The following is a 16,516-nucleotide window of genomic DNA, read 5'->3' as shown; positions in this document are numbered from 1 at the left end:
CTCGCACACCACCCGGCCGGTGGGTAGCTTCGGCTCATGTACTCCCCGACTCCGGACGACTGGCACGACGCCAACCGCGCGCGCTGGGACGAGCGCGTGCCGATCCACGTGGCGAGCGACTACTACGACCTGGACGCGTTCCGGGCGGGCCGGGACGCCCTGCCCGCCTTCGAGGTGGCCGAGGTCGGCGACGTGACCGGGAAGACCCTGCTGCACCTCCAGTGCCATATCGGGCTCGACACCCTGTCCTGGGCCCGGCACGGCGCCACGCAGGTGGTGGGCCTCGACTTCTCCGAGCCCGCCGTCGAGGCGGCCCGGGGGCTGGCCGGGTCCCTGGGTCTCGGGCCGGACCGGGCGGCGTTCGTCACGGCCGATGTGTACGACGCGCAGGCCGCCGTTCCCGACTCCGCGTACGACATCGTCTACACGGGCGTCGGCGCGCTGAACTGGCTTCCGGACATCGACCGTTGGGCCGAGACCGCCGCCTCACTGGTCGCCCCGGGCGGGTTCCTCTACTTCGCGGAGTTCCATCCGCTGACCGACTCGATGGACGCCGAGACCGGGTCCGTGGTCACCGACGACTACTTCAGCCGCGACGCCTGGGTGGACGCGCCGCCGGGCACGTACGCCGACCTGGACGCGCCGACCGTGCACAACCGCTGCGTCGAGTGGCAGCACCCGGTGGGCCGGGTGGTGACGGCGCTCGTCGCGGCGGGGCTGCGGATCGACTTCCTCCACGAGCACGATTCCGCGCCCGTCCGGCGGTTCGGCACGCTGGAGCGCCATGCGGACGGTCGCTTCCGCTTCCCGGCGGGGCGGCCGAGGATCCCCTTGATGTACTCGGTCAAGGCGTCGCGGCCTGCCGAGCATCAGGGATAACCGCAGGTCGCAGCAGCCCCGCGGAGCTTCTCCGGCCGATTGTCAGTGGCGGGGTACAGACTCGTTCCCATGACCGACACGACAGGCGGAACGGTGGGCGGAGCCACGCCCGCGACGGCTCCGGGCGCCACGCCCGCGACGACTTCCGGGACCACGACGGCCGCGCTGCGCGGGGCGGTGGAGGCATATTGGTCGGCGGCCGAGGCGCGCGACTGGGATGCGTTCGGGGCGACCCTCGCCGAGGGCATGGTGTACGACCTGCCGCAGACGCGCGAGCGGATCCGCGGCAGGGAGCGGTATCTCCGGTTCAACCAGGAGTATCCGGGCGACTGGCACGTCAAGGTCGAGCGGATCGTCGCCGACGCGGAGGGCCGGCAGGCCGCCGCCCGGACCGGATTCACGGTGACGGCGGAGCAGGAGGGCGATCCGGCGCAGGAGTTGGACGCCATCCACTTCTTCACGTTCGACGAGGAAGGGCTGATCACCGGGGTGACGGACTTCTGGCCCGAGAGTTACGAGCCTCCGGCCGGCCGCGAGCACCTGGTCGAGCGCTACTGACCGAGGCGGCCCACCGGTCGCCCGGTGAACCGCCTCTCTCAGCACGCGATCGGTCCTACACCGCCGAGCTGAATGCGGGCAGATAGCCGCCCGACTGCCCAGCGGCCTTGGGGTGGTAGGAGTTCTGGACCGGGACCGTGACGCTGTGGATCCAGGCGTCGCCCGAGCACAGTTCGTGCCCCGTGAATTCGTCGACCACGCTGGAGAAGGTGAACCCGGCGTCGGCCGACCGCTTGGCCAGGACGTCGTTCAGGACGTCCGATGCGTTGTTGATCGCGGCCCGCTCGGTCTCGCTGAGCCCGGCGACGCAGCTGCCGGACAGCTGGTAGAAGCGGGGGTAGCCGAGGACCACGACCTGGGCCTGCGGGGCGCCGGCCCGGATGCCGTCGTAGAGCGAATCGAGGCTTCCGGGCAGGGAGCTGTTCATCTGCGCGACGGCGCCGTCCACGCTGTTGAGGCAGGTGGCCTCGCTTCCCAGCACGCAGTCCTGCATGACGTCGGCGAACCCGACGTCATTGCCTCCGGCGGTGACGCTGACCAGCGAGGTGGACGCGCTGAGCGCGCCGAGCTGGCCGCTCGCGACGGACGAGGTGGTCGCCCCCGAGCAGGCGACGAAGTCGAACGAGGCGGGGGAGTTCGCCGCCTGCCAGAGGTAGGGGTAGGCGGCGGTGCTGCGCAGGCAGTCGCCGCTGTCGGGGAGGTAGTCTCCGGCGCCGACGCCGGAGGAGTAGGAATCGCCGAGCGCGACATAGCCGCCCGCGGCGGCCGAGTCGGTCGCGGAAGCCGGCCCCGCGACACCGATGGCCGCGACGGCGGCGAGCGCGAGAGTGGTGAGGGATGCCCGAATTCTCCGTACTGACATGGCTGCCAGCCCTTCGAAGCGTGGGGGGATGTGGGGATGCAGTTTCTAGCAGCTCGAGATACCCACCGGTAATGCCCGTGCGAGAAGTCGTCTGATATGCCCGAATGATCGTTCGGTGGGCCATGCTCCGCGCGTAGATAAACCCTCAACTCCGTGCCGAACCAAGCAAGTTCAGGGAAATTCTGTGCGCCCACCGAGCCGGTCGGGACAGGGCGGATCGGGCGATTCGGCCCGCCCTGGGGCTCCGTACGGCGTCCGGAGATCCGGCGAGTTCAGCCGGACGGCTCAACGCCCGGCGCGCCGAGGGGCGTCCGGTTCAGCCGCCGTCGTACGGGGGGAGAAGCGCGGCCCCGACCCAGACCCGGGTGATGGCGCTGACGTAGCGAGCCCCGCACCGGTCCCGCGGCACCACCAGCTGGCTGCCGTCCGGCTCCAGCGGCCGGTCGTCCATGCGGGTGGCGAGCAGGACGGGTGCGTCGCCGAAGTCCGCGTCGATCTCCGCCCAGGACAGCACCGCGTGGTGCCCGTCCCCGCCGGTGACGGCCAGCAGGAAACGCGAGCGGTCCTTGCGTCGGCGGACGTCGAAGGCCGGGCCCGCGTCCGCGACGACCTCCCGCAGCAACGGTCCCTCGAACGTGTGGTGTTGCGGGCCCTCCTTCGCACAGTCGAACGTCACCTCGGCGCGGTGCTGCTCCCATCCCCCGCGCAGTTCGGTGACCGTGAGCGTCACGGGCCGGTGCAACTCCCCGACCAGGGCGAACGCCCGTACCGCCACATCCCGCGTTCCGAGCCGGTCCACCGGCATGGGCTGCCCCCTGGGTGTCTCCGTTGACGATCCGCCGCGATCCACGCCCTACGTGATGCCCGCCACAGGCGCCCGGAAATCTCACACCACCTCAGAAGCCAAGAAAAATCCCCGATCTCCATGGCAAACAACAACCCAAGACCGTATATCTCATCGCACCTGTGACTTCCTCGATGCCTCGTCAAGTGCCAGCCACACCCGGTCACGGGTCAGCGGCAGCTCGGTGAACCGGATGCCCGTGGCATCGCGCAGCGCGTTGGCGAAGGCCGGGGCGACCGGGTTGAAGGGGCTCTCGCTCATCGACTTCGCGCCCAGCGGCCCGATCGCGTCCGAGGTCTCCATGAAGTGCACCTCGGTGCGCGGCACGTCGGCGTACTGCGGCAGCCGGTAGCGGCGGAACGCGGCCGTGGTCACCTCTCCGCGCTCGTCGAGCCGGACGTTCTCGAAGAGCGTCGCGCCGAGCGCCTGCGCCACCCCGCCCTCGACCTGGCCCCGGCACTGCATCGGGTTCATCACCTTGCCCGCGTCGGCGGCGTGGACGCTGCGCAGGATGCGGATCTCACCGGTGCCCGGGTCCACGGCGAGCCGGAACCACTGGGCGTTGAACGCCACCGAGCGCGGCGAGCCGCCCCAGTGCCCGTCGGCGGACAGCTCACGCCCCGCCGAGCGGGCGGCCTGGAACAGCTCCTTCAGGCTGATCTCGCGCCCGGCGCACTCCACCGCGTCCACCGTCAGCCGGCAGTCGCCCGGAGCCGCCCCCAGCTGCCCGGCCGCGAAGTCCAGGATCTGCACGGCCAGCGCGTCGGCGGCCTTCATCACGGCCTTGCCCGCCACCACCGTCCCGGCCGAGCCGAACGCCCCCGTGTCGTGCCGGACGACGTCGGTGTCCGACTGCCGGATCACGATCCGGTCCACCGTCGTGGACAGCGCCCCGGCGGTGATCTGCTGGTGGACGGTCGTGGTGCCGTTGCCGAACTCGGCGGTCCCGACGGCGATGTCGTACGTACCGTCCTGGAGCAGCTTCACCGTGGCGTCGGCGAAATGGCCGCCGGGCGGGCCGGTGGCGATCATCGACATCCCGGCGCCCTGCCCGACCAGCCACCCCTCCGGCACGTCGTCGCCGGGGCCGTCCCCGTACCGCCGGATGGCGTCCCGTACGACCTGGAGGCACTGATCGAGCCCGTAGCTGGCGATCTCCAGGTCCTCCTCCTCGCCGCCGGGGCTGAGCATGGGCTCGCCGGGTCCGATGATGTTGCGCTCCCGGAAGACCAGCGGATCGATGCCGGTGAGCCGGGCCAGCTCGTCCATCACGGACTCGACGGCGAAGACGACCTGCCCGAGCCCGTAGCCCCGGAAGGCCCCCGCCGGAACGCCGTTGGTGTACACGGAGAAGGCGTCGACCTTCTTGTGCGGGGCACGGTAGACGGCCATCGACTCGCCGACGCTGTGGAACATCACCGCCGGACCGTGATTGCCGTACGCCCCGGTGTTCGACACCACGCGCAGCTGCAACGCGGTCAGCGTGCCGTCCGCGCGGGCCCCCGCCCGTACCCGGATGATGAACGGATGACGGGTGGTCGCCCCGTAGAACTGCTCGGGACGCGTGTACTCCAGCTTCACCGGCCGCCGCAGCCGCATCACGGCGAGCGCCACGATGTCCTCGACGATCATCTCCTGCTTTCCGCCGAAGCCGCCGCCGACCCGGCCCGCCAACACCCGTACCTGCTTCAGCTCCAGGTCGAACAGCGCGCACAGCGCTCGCCGGGTGAGGAAGGGGGTCTGGGTGCTGGAGCGCACGGTCAGCCGCTCCTGCCCGTCCTCGTCGTGCTCGTACCAGGCGAGAGCGCCGTGCGTCTCCAGGCTGGCGTGCTGGACGCGCTGGGTGCGGAAGGTCTCCTCGTACACGACGTCCGCCTCGGCGAAGCCGTCCTCGACCGAGCCGATCTCGCCGTGCACCTCGCCGACCACGTTGTTCTCCGGACGGGCGATGCGCGACTCGGGCCCCTTGTCGTGGATGACCGGAGCGCCGGACGCCATGGCCTCCTCCGGGTCGGTGACGTACGGAAGCGGCTCGTACACCACCTCGACGCGGCGGCAGCCCTCCTCGGCCGCGCCCTCGCTGTCCGCCACGACGGCGGCGACGCGCTGGCCGACGTAACGGACGGTGTCGTCCAGCAGCCGGGTGTCGTCGGGGTCCTCGGTGGGGTGCTCGTGCCGGGCGGTGGAGTAGAGACGCTCGGGGGCGTCGTGATGGGTCAGGACCAGACGCACGCCCGGCACGCGCAGAGCGGCGGAGGTGTCGATGGAGACGATGCGGGCGTGCGGGTGCGGGGAGCGCAGGAGCTTCATGTGGAGCAGGCCGGGAACGTCGACGTCGAAGGTGTAGCGCGCCGTTCCGGTGACCACCAGCGGCCCGGCGGGCGCCCCCGGATTCCGCCCGACGGCCCGCCCCGCCGCGGGATCCTCCGTGTGCCGTACGCCGCGCACCGCGTCCTCGATGGCCCGGTAGCCGGTGCAGCGGCAGATGTTCCCCTTGAAGGCCCGGGGCAGGTCGCCGAGCTGCTCCTCGTCGAGGGCGGCCGTCGTCATCAGATAGCCGGCGGTGCAGAACCCGCACTGGAACCCCTGCGCGTCGAGGAACCGCTGCTGTACGGGGTGGAGTTCACCCTCCACGTCCGCCAGCCCCTCCACGGTGGTGACGGCACGCCCCGTCGCCCGTACGGCGGGGTAGACGCAGCTGTGCACCGGTTCGCCGTCGACGTGCACGGTGCAGGCGCCGCAGTCCCCGGCGTCGCAGCCCTTCTTGACGCCGAACCAGCCGCGCTCGCGCAGATAGGTGCGCAGACACTGGCCGGCGCGGGGCTCGTCCTCGAAGGGCTGCCCGTTGACCTGGATCGCGTAACTCATCGAACCCCTCCCTGGGACGGTTCTCCGGCCGTCAGTTCCCGGCGGATCTCCTCGGCGAAGCGGAGGGCCATGTGCCGCCGCCACGCGGGCAGTCCGTGGATGTCGTCGAACCAGTCGTCGGCCCCGACCGCCGCGTCGATCGCCCCGCGCAGCGCCTCCTGGTCCGGCGGCAGCGGGAACCAGAAGCGGAACGGCCGGACCGTCGCCGCGCTCACCGTCACGGCCAGCGAGCCGTCCACCGGGTCCAGGGCCCCGATCACGAGGGCGCCCGAGCGGCCGAGCCCGTACAGGGACGCCTGACGGAAGGCGGTACGGCAGGCCAGGGCGCGGGCGGGAAGGGTGATGGAACGCAGCAGCTCCCCCTCACCCAGGTCCTTGCGTCCCGCCCCCACCACGAAATCCGCGACCCGCGCCCGCCGCAGCGAACCGTCCTGGGCCCGCAGCAGGCACTCCCCGTCCAGCGCGGCGGTGAGCGAGATCATCGGGCCGGCGGGCAGAGCGTTGCAGAGGTTCCCGCCGACGGTCGCCATGTTCCAGATCTTGAACGAGGCGAGGAAGGCGCGGCAGCACTGCTCGACGAGGGGAGCCGCCGGTGCGCCCCACGCCCTCCCGAACCGCGAGAGCTGAGCGATCGTGCAGGTCGCGGCGATCTCCAGCGACCCGTCCGGCAGCTCCCGCACCGGCTCCCAGCCCATCCGCCCCAGGTCCACGAGCCGGCGCAGATGCGGCTGGGGCTCGGAGAACAGATACGTGCCCCCGCCCAGCCAGGCGTCGCCCGGCCGCCAGGGAACAGGGCTGCGGGCGTCCCGTACGTCGAGCACCGTGTTGAGGTCCATGCCCGTCAGTGAAGCCGCGCGAGGGGGCCCGGCACGACTGGTTCACCGTACGGAAATACACCAGGCCGAAGCCGTAACGCTGGAGGAACAACCAAGGGGTGTTTGCCCCACCTGACCTTGCATTTACGATGCAATAGCTCCTCTGGACCTCGTGAATGTGAGATGTCGGGTGGGGTGCCCGGAACCCCGCAAGGAGACCGCCCATGCACGTCGAAGACCTCCTCCGGCTGGAGTCCCTGGACCTGACCCTGCTCTGGGGCGACCGCCCGCAGCTCACCCGGGAGATCAGCGGGGTGACCGCGACCGATCTGGAGGATCCGGGACGCTTCCTCCAGCGGGGCGAGCTGGTCCTCAGCGGCCTGGTGTGGTGGGCCCCGGCGGACGACGAGGCGAAGGCGGAACGGTTCGTCGCCGCCCTGCACGGGGCCGGAGCGGCGGCGCTGCTGGCCGGCGAGGAGACGCACGGGGGCGTGCCGCGGGTGCTCGTCGAGGCGTGCCGCCGGCACGGCATCGCGATCCTCTCGGTGCCGGTGCACACGTCGTTCCGGGCCGTCACCGACACGGTGTACCTCCGGCAGTGGGGCGACCTCAGCCGACGGCCCGCCGACCACTACGCGCTGCCCGAGAACGTACGGGCGGAGCTGAGCGGGCTCCTCGCGGACGGCGCGGACCCGGACACGCTGCTCACCCGCGCGGTCGCCCACCTCGGCACCCCGCCCGCCTACGTGCTCAGCGCCACGGGCCGCACGATCGCCCGTACGCCGACGGCCCCGCCGCTGTCCGTCCGCCAGGCGGCCGAGGCCGCGGCGGCGACCACGGCCCTGAGCGTCGATCCGGACGCCTCCGCGTACGGCCAGTGGCGTCTGCATCTGCCCGAGCCGGTCGAGGCCCCGCCGCGCATGCTGCACGAGATAGCCGAGGTGTTCGCCCAGCACCGGCAGGGGGCGGTCCGTCGCGAGCGGGCCGCCCGTGACCTCGCGACGGACCTCCTCGCCCTGATCGACACCCCGTCGACCACCGGCGCCGCCCCCGCCCCGCTACGGACGGCGCTGGGCGCCTGCGGCCTCCCGGGCGAGGGTCCGTACACGGTGATCACGGCCGCGGGTCCGGACGGGGACTGCGCGCTCGACGCCCTGACCGAGGCGCTGCGCCACCTCACGGGCCGGGGGTTCGCGGTGGGCCGGCTGCCGACGGGGGAGCCGGGGGCGGTGATCGGCCCCGGCACCGGCAGGGACCCGGATACGGACCCGGACACGGGTGCGGTCGCGACCCTCAAGCGCCGGTGGCCGACGCTCCAGGCCCGGAACGCGAACGTCCCCCTGCACGGCGGCATCAGCACATCGGTCGCCACCCCGCAGAACCTCAAGGGCGCGCTGACGCAGGCACGTTACGCGCTGACGGCGGCGCGCTCGGGAAGGGCGCCCGGGAACAGGGACGGGGTGGCCGCAGGCACGGGCCCGGGGCCGGCGGGCGCGACGAAGGAACTGGCGTCCCCGGCCCGGCTCACCGCGATCGATGAGCTCACGACCCTCGACGCCCTCCTCGCGGGCATCCCCGCCGACGTACGTACCGCCTTCGGCATCCACGCGCTGGGCCCGCTCGCCGACGACACGAACCCCTCGCACCGGATGCTCCTGGAGACCCTGGACGTCTTCCTCACGCACAACGGCTCCTGGGCCCGCACGGCCGAGGCCCTGCACCTGCACGTCAACACGGTGCACTACCGCATCCAGCGCGTGGAGCTTCTCACCGGCCGCGACCTGGCCCGCCTGGACCACAAACTGGACCTGAAGGCGGCACTGCTCTGCCGCTGAGGCGGGGGCGGCGGGGCGCCGGGGCGCAGGGGGGGGCTCCCCGCTGTGGGCGGTGCGGATCAGGCCCGGTCGATGTGGACGTTGGTCGACTTCACCCGGGCCGTGGCGGTCACCCCCACCTCGATGCCCAGCTCGTCGACCGCCTCCCGGCTCACCAGGGAGACGAGCCGGTGCGGCCCGGACTGGATCTCCACCTGGGCCACGATGTCGTCGACGGTGACCGCGGTGACGATCCCGGCGAACGAATTCCGCACCGAGGTCCGTGTCTCCCCGGGCACGGGATGCAACCCGGCGGCCCGGTCCTTGGCGAACGCGGCGAGCCCGACCCCGTCGATCACCCGGTTCCCCGCCCCGTCCCGCTCCATGGCGAGCTGCCCCCCGTCGGCCCACCGGCGGACGGTCTCCGAACTGACGCCGAGCAGCTCCGCGGCCCGGCCGATGCTGTACGTCGGCACGGAGGCACTCTAGGGCCTCTGCGGCGCGTGAGGCAGAAGGGAATGGTCGGACAAGGCCCCGGGAGGTGCCGGGCGCGGCTGAGCCGTCCCGGGTGCGGGACCCGGCTCGCCGGGCCGGAAGCTGGATCGGACCGGGCGCTCCTGCGAGCCTGGCCGCCCGCGGATCGGCGGCCGGCGACGGCCCCTGCCGACCGGCTGCCCTACGACGACGGGACACGATCGTGACCGAGGCCGACAACACCGAGGACCCCACCGGAACGGTCGGCCACGGCCGCGCGCCGGCGCTGCCGCCGGTGGCGGACCGGGCCGCCTTCCAGGCCGAACTGGACGCACTGCGGGTCCGCGAGAAGGCGCACACCCGGGAGGGCGACGCGATCGCGGCGGCCCGGCGCCGGCTGCCCATGGTCGAGGTCGACGCCGGCCTCGAACTGACCGGGCCGGACGGGCCGGTCACCCTGCTCGACGCGTTCGCAGGGCGCCGGCAGCTCATCGCGTACTACTTCATGTGGCACGAGGGCCACGACGCGGCGGACCAGTGCGAAGGCTGCACCTGGGTCACCAACCAGGTCCGGGAGCTGGCCTTCCTGCACTCCCGCGACATCACCTACGCGGTCTTCTGCCAGGGCCCGTACGAGGAGAGCCGCCGCTACCGGGACTTCATGGGCTGGGACGTGCCGTGGTACTCGTCCCTCCCGTCGAACAACGAACTCCTGACCGGACGCCAGGTCGGCAGCATGCACGTGGTCTGCTACGTCCGCGACGCCGACCGCGTCTACGAGACGTACTGGACGACGCTGCGCGGCGTGGAGGTGATGGACTACGACTACGCGCTCATGGACATGACCGTGTACGGCCGCCAGGAACTCTGGGAGGACTCACCCGCCGGCTGGCCGCAGACCATGGACGCACCCCCCGAACACCCCATGCGCACCAACGGGCGGCCCATTCCCCAGTGGTCCCGCATCGAGGCCGGACGCTCCGACGACCTGGGGCCCGGCCGCTGACCGTCGGGTGAGAGCCTGGGGGACGCCGTCGTCTCGGTCACCGGCGCCGGCGGAGGTATCGGCCCGGAGCACCGGCCCGTGCCGGCGCCCTGGGTGCCACCATCGCAACCCCCGGGCCGGCCCCGAAGCCATCGATCCAGTGATACTTCGCACGCGGGTGGCGCAGTTGCGGAAGGATCGGTGGTGGGTCGGACATTCCCGCCGATCCGGGAGGGGGCATCGGCTATGGATGGCGCAGCAAGTTCTTCGGGTGGAGACGGTTCGCTGAAATCGCGGGGCATCTTCGATGGTTTCGCGGAGTACCGAACGCCCTCTACGGAGGACTACCAGCGTCTCTTCAGTTCTGGGCTGGTGGTCGTCGACACCAACGTGCTGCTGACCTTGTACCGGTCGAATCAGCGGACACGCGACGATCTGCTGACGGTCCTGGACAGGTTGCGTGAGCGTCTCTGGGTTCCCCATCAGGTACTTGTCGAGTTCTGGCGAAATCGAGAACAGAACTCCGTTCTCGGCCACCACAAAGCCCGAGCCCTGGAGGTCTGCGCTGCTCTTGCCAAGACCGGAAAGTCTGCGAGTGACGCGCTCGACCGGTGGTTGAAGCAAGTGCATGTCGGAGACGATTCGGAGATCAACAGCGCGATCAGCAGGCACCGCGGGCAACTTGGTGAGGTGCTCCTCACTCTTCAGTCACTGATAGAAGGCCAAGCCGACGCGGACGCCATCGCCGATGCGACCGATACGAACGCCGACCCCGTACTGGCTCTGCTGGATCCGATCCTCCAAGGTCGGATTGGTCCGCCTCTCGACCAGCAGAAGTATGCGAATGCGCTGCAGGAGGCCAAGCGACGCGGGCAGGCTGAAGAGCCACCCGGATACGAGGACTTCAAGAGCAAGCCCGATGAACAGGCGGCGGGGGACTACCTGGTCTGGGAGCAGACACTCATGGAAGCCGAGCGTCTGGGGACCGAAGTGCTGTTCGTGACAGGGGACAGCAAAGAGGATTGGTGGAAGCAGAGAAGCGGAAGCATTCCCGCGCGCCCTCGCTCCGAACTGGTTCAGGAGATGCATCGCCGCACCGGCCACCGTCTCTTCATGCTGCAACCCAGCGGCCTACTCGAACAGGCTCGACAAGTGCTCGCACTAGAGGTGGAGAGTTCCTCCGTCCTTGATTTGGAGCAACTGCAGACGTCCAAGGCCAGTGCAGAGCAGGAGTGGACGGCAGAGGCGCTCGAAGCTCTGGTGGATCTGCTTCTCGGTCAGGCGAATGTGCAAGCGTATGCTTTGCTCGATGCTGCTCAGAATGACGGATTCGTCAGTCGCGCCACTGTGTACGAGATCGGCGGATACGAGGAGACTCGGATGCTTCGCGGATTCACGCGACCGGTGAAGACAGCTGCGAAGAGGCTCCAGGAGCAGGGAATTCCGGTCGGAGACGCCGAACGGCTGCTCGTCGCCGTCTACGACCCCGAGTTCGACGCGGTCTCGGCGAGTGGCTTCCGCGTTGCCCAGGAGGCAGTGCCTCTATTGCGTTCGATCGCCCAGAGGATCTACTTCGACGATGAGGGGACCAAGTGAGAAATGACAGTGCTGTTCACAAGCGTTGTCTATTTTCCCTGCTCCGCAGACAACGGATCGGCGCGTAGATCTTCGGCATGCGGCCAGATGCCCAAGGAGAGTGAGGCCAGGTACGTGCCCCGCCTACGGATTCGATGCTCGTCCCAGGTGGTTGCCCAGTCGCTGATGTCAGTGTTCGGCGGAGCACTGAGCAAAGTGCCGTGCGTGAGGCGTAGCAAGCTGTGCCTGCCGAGCCACTGTCGCTTGTTCTCCCAGGCCATGTTGCCCAGAGTGGGATTCAGGCGGGCTGTGACCAAGGTCAGGTTGCCGAGTGTGTGAACCAGTTCATCGCGGTCGGCCCCCTCGGACATATCGTTCTCATAGGGGGGCCAGTTGTCTCGCCAGCTCTGCGGCATGACGTGCTCGATGGTCAGCTTCGCTCCGACCTGTTCGCCGATGGGGACGGTGAGCTGTTCGGTGTGGTCGGTGCGCAATTCGTCCTCCAGTGCTTCCAGGAGGATACGTACGCTGCGCCTGACCAGGCGGGAGTAGAGGGGATCCTGTTCCAATGACATACGGAAATCGGAGTCGCTCGGCCAATGACGGTGGTGGCCTTGCATCGCCGAAAGGGCCTCGATGACGGCTTCATCAGCGTGGTCGGGGTGACGGGCCACAGCCGCGACGAGTTCACGAAAGATGTTGTTGTAGTCGCGGGTACTGAGATTGAGCACCGCCCGTCGAACGAGGAAGCTGTCGATGGCCTTGACGGCCCGCTGGCGACGGGGCGGTGACAGGACTGACTTGTCCAAGCCGTAGAGGAAGAGGAGCAGGGGCATCGGCGTGGAGGTCTGAAGAACCTTCATCCGATACAGGAACCTTCCCTCGACGCCCTGCAGGGGATGGTCGTCGATGAGATCGTAAATCTTGGCGTATCGCCTCAGCTCGGCAAAGACGTCTTCCGTAGGAAGGGATGCCGAGTGCAGCCAGCGCTCGAACTCCTTGAACAAGGCGGAGGCTGTGAACTCGCGCCGCGTGCGCATCGTCAGCCAGTACGTCAGGAACACATCGAGTCGGCTCCGCGTGATGCGGCCTGTCGTCTGTTCCACGCGCCATTCGTCCTGGTCGAAGGGTGCCCAGTACGTTTTGTAGAGCCGGTCGACATCCGCTCCGGCACGCTCGGCGTCGCGGAACAGCAGGTTTTTGATCAGATCTGCGTGCTCCAGCGGTGTACCCCGGCTGTTCAGAGTCTCGAAGACGACCTGAGCGTCGTCGTGCTCCTCCAGGTCGATGATGACCAGACGCAGTTGTTCCCGCAGCGCATGCACGAGCATCGCCAGCCGCTCCTGCGGCTCGGCTGCTTCCGCCAGCCAGGCGTCGATCTCCCGCTCGAAGTACGCGACGGCTTCAGCGAGCCGTCCTCCCCCTTTTTGGCCGAGCATGACGGCCCGGAACTCGTTACGGTCCGCATTGGTCGGCCAGACCTTGTACAGATGGTCGGGATGCTGGGCGCGGTCGAACAGGTCTTCGTCGTTCTCCAGGAACTTGCTCAGCAGGCGCACGGAGCGCTCGTGGTTGAGAGTCGCCGCCACCAGGCGGGCCGCGAACAGGAAAAACTGCAGCGTTGTCAGCCTCTGCTGCCCGTCGATGACCTGCCGCGTCTCCAGGCTCGATGAGAGGTATGGGGTCTCGTCGAAAACAACCGCCCCGAGGAAGTGCGGCGCCACAGTCTCTCCGGTCGGTGCCGCCTGCTCGGCCCGCTCGGCGGTGCGGCGGATGTCCTCCCACAGGGCCGACCAGTTGTCATCCTGGTTCCACACGTACGGTCTCTGGAAGAGCGGCACCGTATAGCGCACATCCCTGCCGAAGATCCGCCGCAGGTCGACCGTGTCCGCTCTCATGGATTGGGGTCCCTCCCGTAGCGTCCAGGCCATTACCGTAGCGATCTTCGCCAGGGCTGATCAGCCTGATCCGAGAACTTCTGCGGAATTAAGACCGAAAGTGCGGCGGCCGGCGGCACGGTGTCGTGGTTCCGCCCGCGGCGGACGGAACGGTGCGGCCCTGGTCGCTCAGAGAGCAGCGGCAGAACGCCAAGGTCAGGGTGGACACCCTACTGCTCTGCGCGGCCGTCGCACCCGGTACGGGCGAAGTGCCGTTGGGAAGCGCGGCGGGCTTCATAGCTCTGAGCATCACGGACACATGAGCGAGAATCGAAGGGCTTGGAAACCATGACGGAGAAGACCTCCCGCGCCTCGGGTGAAGACGCAGCTCGCGCCTCAACGCCGGATGCTCCGGTCATCCTGAGCAACGAGCCCGGTTCGTTCGCCTGGGGTGTGCTGGCCAAGCGCCACCCTGCTCTCATCCAGCAGGTGCGGGACGCGTTCCCGTACGGCGGGCGCCAGCAAGAGTCCCTCGACGCCCTGCTGGACGAGATCACCAAGGGTGTTGTCGAACCGCTTTCCCCTGCGGAACGTGACCACGAGCGCTGGGTGGTCTCGGGGCAGGAGTACTTCGGCCGTTCCTGGTACGACGCCCCCTTCCTGTGGGCCGAGAGCTACTTCTACCGCAGGCTCCTCGGTGCGGTCGGGTACTTCGGCTCCGGCCCATGGCAGGGCGTCGACCCTTTCGAGCCGTTCAAGAAGGCCGAACTGGGAGGCGACGCGGTGGAAGAGGAGCTGCGCGCCCTGGACGCGCTCGCGAACGTGCCGGCCGAGGAGCGGGCCACGGCCCTGCTCCACGCCTCGCTCTGGGGCAACCGCGCGGACCTCGGCTTCCGCGTCGCGGCGGGGGAGCCTGAGGCCGGAGCGGCCGCCGCCCCTGCGTTGGTCGCCGACGACAGCGTCCTGCTGTGGCAGCTCCTGCCGGTCGGAGCCGGCTCTACGGTCGCCGTCGTGGCGGACAACGCGGGTCGAGAGCTGATCCCCGACCTGATCCTCATCGACCACCTCCTCGAACAGCGGCATGCCGACCGGGTCGTGCTGCACGTGAAGCCCTACCCCTACTACGTCTCCGACGCTATGACGGCTGACGTCGTCGACTGCCTCCGTCGCCTCATCGAGGTGCCGGACGAAGCCGGCCGGATCGGCGGCCGACTGTGGAAGGCCATGACGGCAGGAAACCTGGTGGTCCGCACCCACCCCTTCTTCTGCGCTCCGCAGCCGTACGGGGAGATGCCCGAGGACCTTCGCGGCGAGTTCGAGAGTGCTGCGCTCACCGTCCTGAAGGGCGACCTCAACTACCGTCGCCTGGTGGGTGACCAGTTGTGGGACGCCACTGCGTCCTTCGCAGATCTCACCTCGTACTTCCCAGGGTCCGTCGTGGCGCTCCGGACCCTGAAGTCCGACGTGATCGTCGGGCTGGAGGAGGGAACGGTGGACGCTCTCGAACGATCCGGGGATGTCTGGCGTACCAGTGGCACCCACGCGCTGATTCAGGTGCGGAGGTAGGGCGGGCGAGTGGCGCAATGCGGCGACTGTCGAAGCGCTCGGTTCGTGGTGGCCGGCCCCGCCGGGATCCGGCAGGATCGGTGGTCCGAAGCCGCGCGGAGGGCATGCGTCGCACCGCGGACGCCGCGCCCAGTGACAAGACTCTTCCACGACTCGACACCGCCCCCAACCTCACGAGCCTCAACTGTCGCGCGCGTACAACCCTTTCGCTTCATCGGCGATCAAGACTGTGCGGTCGCTGTGGCCGTGCGCGATCTCAGGTCCGCCCGTTCGCGACCTGCATCCGCCCGTCGATAGTCGATAACGGAGACTCCTCTTGTCCCAGCACTCCCGCAGTAAGTTGACGTCCGGCAAGAAGCTGGTTCTGGGCGTCAGCGCACTGGCCGCCTCCGGGCTCGCCGTCGGCCTGCTCGTCACACCGTCCGCGATGGCGGAGGGGACCGGTGCGGCCGAGGCGCTGGAGCAGAGCAAGGCCGCGGCGGCCCAGGCGTCGGCGGCGAAGACCGACGCGCCCAAGCCCCTGGCCGCGCGCACTGCCGACTCCACCGTCGTCTCCGCCATCACCGTCAACGGCGGCAACAGCGCCAGCGTCGGGACGACGAACACGCAGACGATCACCGTGAAGTGGACGCTCAGCGGCGGGTCGACGCTCTACGGCAGCCACGCGGCGCTCTGGCGCGGCACCGACCGCGACGGCGGACTGAAGCAGTTCATCAACTCCGAGCAGTTCGATGCGGACATCGACCCCTGCGTCCGGTCCGGTGACGCCACGTTCAGCTGCACGGCCACCTTCAAGATCGACCCCCGGGACGACCTGAAGAACGAGGACGCCGGAGCCTGGAAGACCTCCCTCTATGCAATCACCGACGCGGCCACCGACGTGCGCACCGACAACGCCAAGACCTGGTACCTCAAGCGCTGGTCCCGGCTGAGCAACAACGCGGCCCCCGAGCCCGTCGCCAAGGGCAAGACGATCACGATCACCGGCAAGCTGGAGCGCGCCAACTGGGACACCTACAAGTACGCGGGCTACACCCAGCAGACCGTCCGCCTCCAGGAGCGTTCGCTGACCGGCTCGTACGCCACCACCAGCAGCCACTCCACCGGCACCGGCAGCCAGGCGGGCGTCGAGAAGAAGACGCGCACCGCCACCACCGACCGCTGCTACCGCTACAAGTTCGAGGGCACCTCCACGACGCCGCCGGTCACCGGCACCGGTGACTGCGTGGACGTGCGCTGACCCGCTGACCTGGCTGACCACACCGGGTCACGGGGTGACGGACCCGTACGCCTCTCGGTGCTGGTCGGCCTGCGGATCCAGCAAGCAGCTCCGTCCCGCGATCACACGGGGAGCTGGGCCGGCCCTCGTGGCCCCGGCAACGTCAGAGGGCCCAGTGCA

13 protein-coding genes are annotated in these 16,516 nt (G+C 69.5%); 7 read left to right on the top strand and 6 right to left on the bottom strand.

Annotation, left to right across the window (positions count from 1 at the left end):
* Positions 1–36: 36 nt before the first annotated feature.
* Positions 37–879: a class I SAM-dependent methyltransferase gene (locus ACFWRV_RS06255; protein ID WP_384328959.1), complete on the top strand. Its 843-nt coding sequence runs from the start codon at positions 37–39 to the stop codon at positions 877–879.
* Positions 880–1,056: 177 nt separating this feature from the next.
* Positions 1,057–1,437, top strand: coding sequence for a nuclear transport factor 2 family protein (locus ACFWRV_RS06250; RefSeq protein ID WP_384329187.1), 381 nt, complete (start codon positions 1,057–1,059; stop codon positions 1,435–1,437).
* 55 nt (positions 1,438–1,492) lie between these two features.
* On the opposite strand, the gene ACFWRV_RS06245 is transcribed toward ACFWRV_RS06250, so the two are convergent.
* The 4 genes from ACFWRV_RS06245 to ACFWRV_RS06230 all read right to left on the bottom strand — a co-directional run bounded on the left by ACFWRV_RS06245 (position 1,493) and on the right by ACFWRV_RS06230 (position 6,847).
* Positions 1,493–2,299: an SGNH/GDSL hydrolase family protein gene (locus ACFWRV_RS06245; protein ID WP_384328956.1), complete on the bottom strand. Its 807-nt coding sequence runs from the start codon at positions 2,297–2,299 to the stop codon at positions 1,493–1,495.
* A 316-nt stretch (positions 2,300–2,615) separates the two neighbouring features.
* Positions 2,616–3,104 (bottom strand): molybdopterin-dependent oxidoreductase, encoded by a 489-nt coding sequence (locus ACFWRV_RS06240; RefSeq protein ID WP_384328953.1) that lies wholly within the window; start codon positions 3,102–3,104, stop codon positions 2,616–2,618.
* 150 nt (positions 3,105–3,254) lie between these two features.
* Complete coding sequence (locus tag ACFWRV_RS06235) at positions 3,255–6,011, bottom strand: molybdopterin-dependent oxidoreductase (RefSeq protein ID WP_384328950.1); 2,757 nt, start codon at positions 6,009–6,011, stop codon at positions 3,255–3,257.
* Positions 6,008–6,847 (bottom strand): FAD binding domain-containing protein, encoded by an 840-nt coding sequence (locus tag ACFWRV_RS06230; RefSeq protein WP_384328947.1) that lies wholly within the window; start codon positions 6,845–6,847, stop codon positions 6,008–6,010. The genes ACFWRV_RS06235 and ACFWRV_RS06230 overlap by 4 nt, the downstream gene beginning before the upstream one ends.
* Before the next feature lie 203 nt (positions 6,848–7,050).
* On the opposite strand from ACFWRV_RS06230, the gene ACFWRV_RS06225 reads away from it, so the two are divergent.
* Entirely contained in the window at positions 7,051–8,661 is a 1,611-nt protein-coding gene (locus ACFWRV_RS06225; protein ID WP_384328943.1) for a PucR family transcriptional regulator ligand-binding domain-containing protein, read from the top strand.
* A gap of 59 nt (positions 8,662–8,720) precedes the next feature.
* Here ACFWRV_RS06225 and ACFWRV_RS06220 read toward each other — a convergent pair whose 3' ends face one another.
* Positions 8,721–9,116: a molybdopterin-binding protein gene (locus tag ACFWRV_RS06220; protein WP_201045549.1), complete on the bottom strand. Its 396-nt coding sequence runs from the start codon at positions 9,114–9,116 to the stop codon at positions 8,721–8,723.
* A 221-nt stretch (positions 9,117–9,337) separates the two neighbouring features.
* Between ACFWRV_RS06220 and ACFWRV_RS06215 the strand changes: the two genes are divergently transcribed.
* Both ACFWRV_RS06215 and ACFWRV_RS06210 read left to right on the top strand, forming a co-directional pair.
* Positions 9,338–10,120, top strand: a complete 783-nt coding sequence (locus ACFWRV_RS06215) for a DUF899 family protein (protein WP_384328939.1) — start codon at positions 9,338–9,340, stop codon at positions 10,118–10,120.
* Between the two features lie 225 nt (positions 10,121–10,345).
* A complete protein-coding gene (locus tag ACFWRV_RS06210) occupies positions 10,346–11,695 on the top strand; it encodes a PIN-like domain-containing protein (RefSeq protein WP_384328936.1) in 1,350 nt (449 codons plus the stop codon).
* A gap of 29 nt (positions 11,696–11,724) precedes the next feature.
* Here the strand turns inward: ACFWRV_RS06210 and ACFWRV_RS06205 are convergent, their stop codons facing one another.
* Positions 11,725–13,572, bottom strand: a complete 1,848-nt coding sequence (locus tag ACFWRV_RS06205; protein WP_384328933.1) for a DUF262 domain-containing protein — start codon at positions 13,570–13,572, stop codon at positions 11,725–11,727.
* Between the two features lie 327 nt (positions 13,573–13,899).
* Between ACFWRV_RS06205 and ACFWRV_RS06200 the strand changes: the two genes are divergently transcribed.
* Together ACFWRV_RS06200 and ACFWRV_RS06195 are read left to right on the top strand one after the other, a co-directional pair.
* The gene (locus tag ACFWRV_RS06200; protein ID WP_384328930.1) at positions 13,900–15,117 is read left to right on the top strand and encodes a damage-control phosphatase ARMT1 family protein; all 1,218 of its coding nucleotides are present in this window, start codon (positions 13,900–13,902) and stop codon (positions 15,115–15,117) included.
* Positions 15,118–15,433: 316 nt separating this feature from the next.
* A complete protein-coding gene (locus ACFWRV_RS06195) occupies positions 15,434–16,357 on the top strand; it encodes a calcium-binding protein (RefSeq protein WP_384328927.1) in 924 nt (307 codons plus the stop codon).
* Positions 16,358–16,516 lie beyond the last annotated feature (159 nt).

Origin of the sequence: Streptomyces sp. NPDC058576, from assembly GCF_042718715.1 — a bacterium.
Taxonomy (GTDB): Bacteria; Actinomycetota; Actinomycetes; order Streptomycetales; family Streptomycetaceae; genus Streptomyces.
The sequence above is the reverse complement of the archived record's forward strand: the minus strand, read 5'-3'. Positions and strand labels throughout refer to the sequence as shown.

What these genes read in the sequence shown, in the direction of transcription:
- ACFWRV_RS06255 (WP_384328959.1), top strand. Translation starts at nt 37, where the DNA reads ATGTACTCCCCGACTCCGGACGACTGGCACGACGCCAACCGCGCGCGC.
- ACFWRV_RS06245 (WP_384328956.1), bottom strand. Translation starts at nt 2,299, where the DNA reads ATGTCAGTACGGAGAATTCGGGCATCCCTCACCACTCTCGCGCTCGCC.
- ACFWRV_RS06240 (WP_384328953.1), bottom strand. Translation starts at nt 3,104, where the DNA reads ATGCCGGTGGACCGGCTCGGAACGCGGGATGTGGCGGTACGGGCGTTC.
- ACFWRV_RS06235 (WP_384328950.1), bottom strand. Translation starts at nt 6,011, where the DNA reads ATGAGTTACGCGATCCAGGTCAACGGGCAGCCCTTCGAGGACGAGCCC.
- ACFWRV_RS06230 (WP_384328947.1), bottom strand. Translation starts at nt 6,847, where the DNA reads ATGGACCTCAACACGGTGCTCGACGTACGGGACGCCCGCAGCCCTGTT.
- ACFWRV_RS06225 (WP_384328943.1), top strand. Translation starts at nt 7,051, where the DNA reads ATGCACGTCGAAGACCTCCTCCGGCTGGAGTCCCTGGACCTGACCCTG.
- ACFWRV_RS06210 (WP_384328936.1), top strand. Translation starts at nt 10,346, where the DNA reads ATGGATGGCGCAGCAAGTTCTTCGGGTGGAGACGGTTCGCTGAAATCG.
- ACFWRV_RS06205 (WP_384328933.1), bottom strand. Translation starts at nt 13,572, where the DNA reads ATGAGAGCGGACACGGTCGACCTGCGGCGGATCTTCGGCAGGGATGTG.
- ACFWRV_RS06200 (WP_384328930.1), top strand. Translation starts at nt 13,900, where the DNA reads ATGACGGAGAAGACCTCCCGCGCCTCGGGTGAAGACGCAGCTCGCGCC.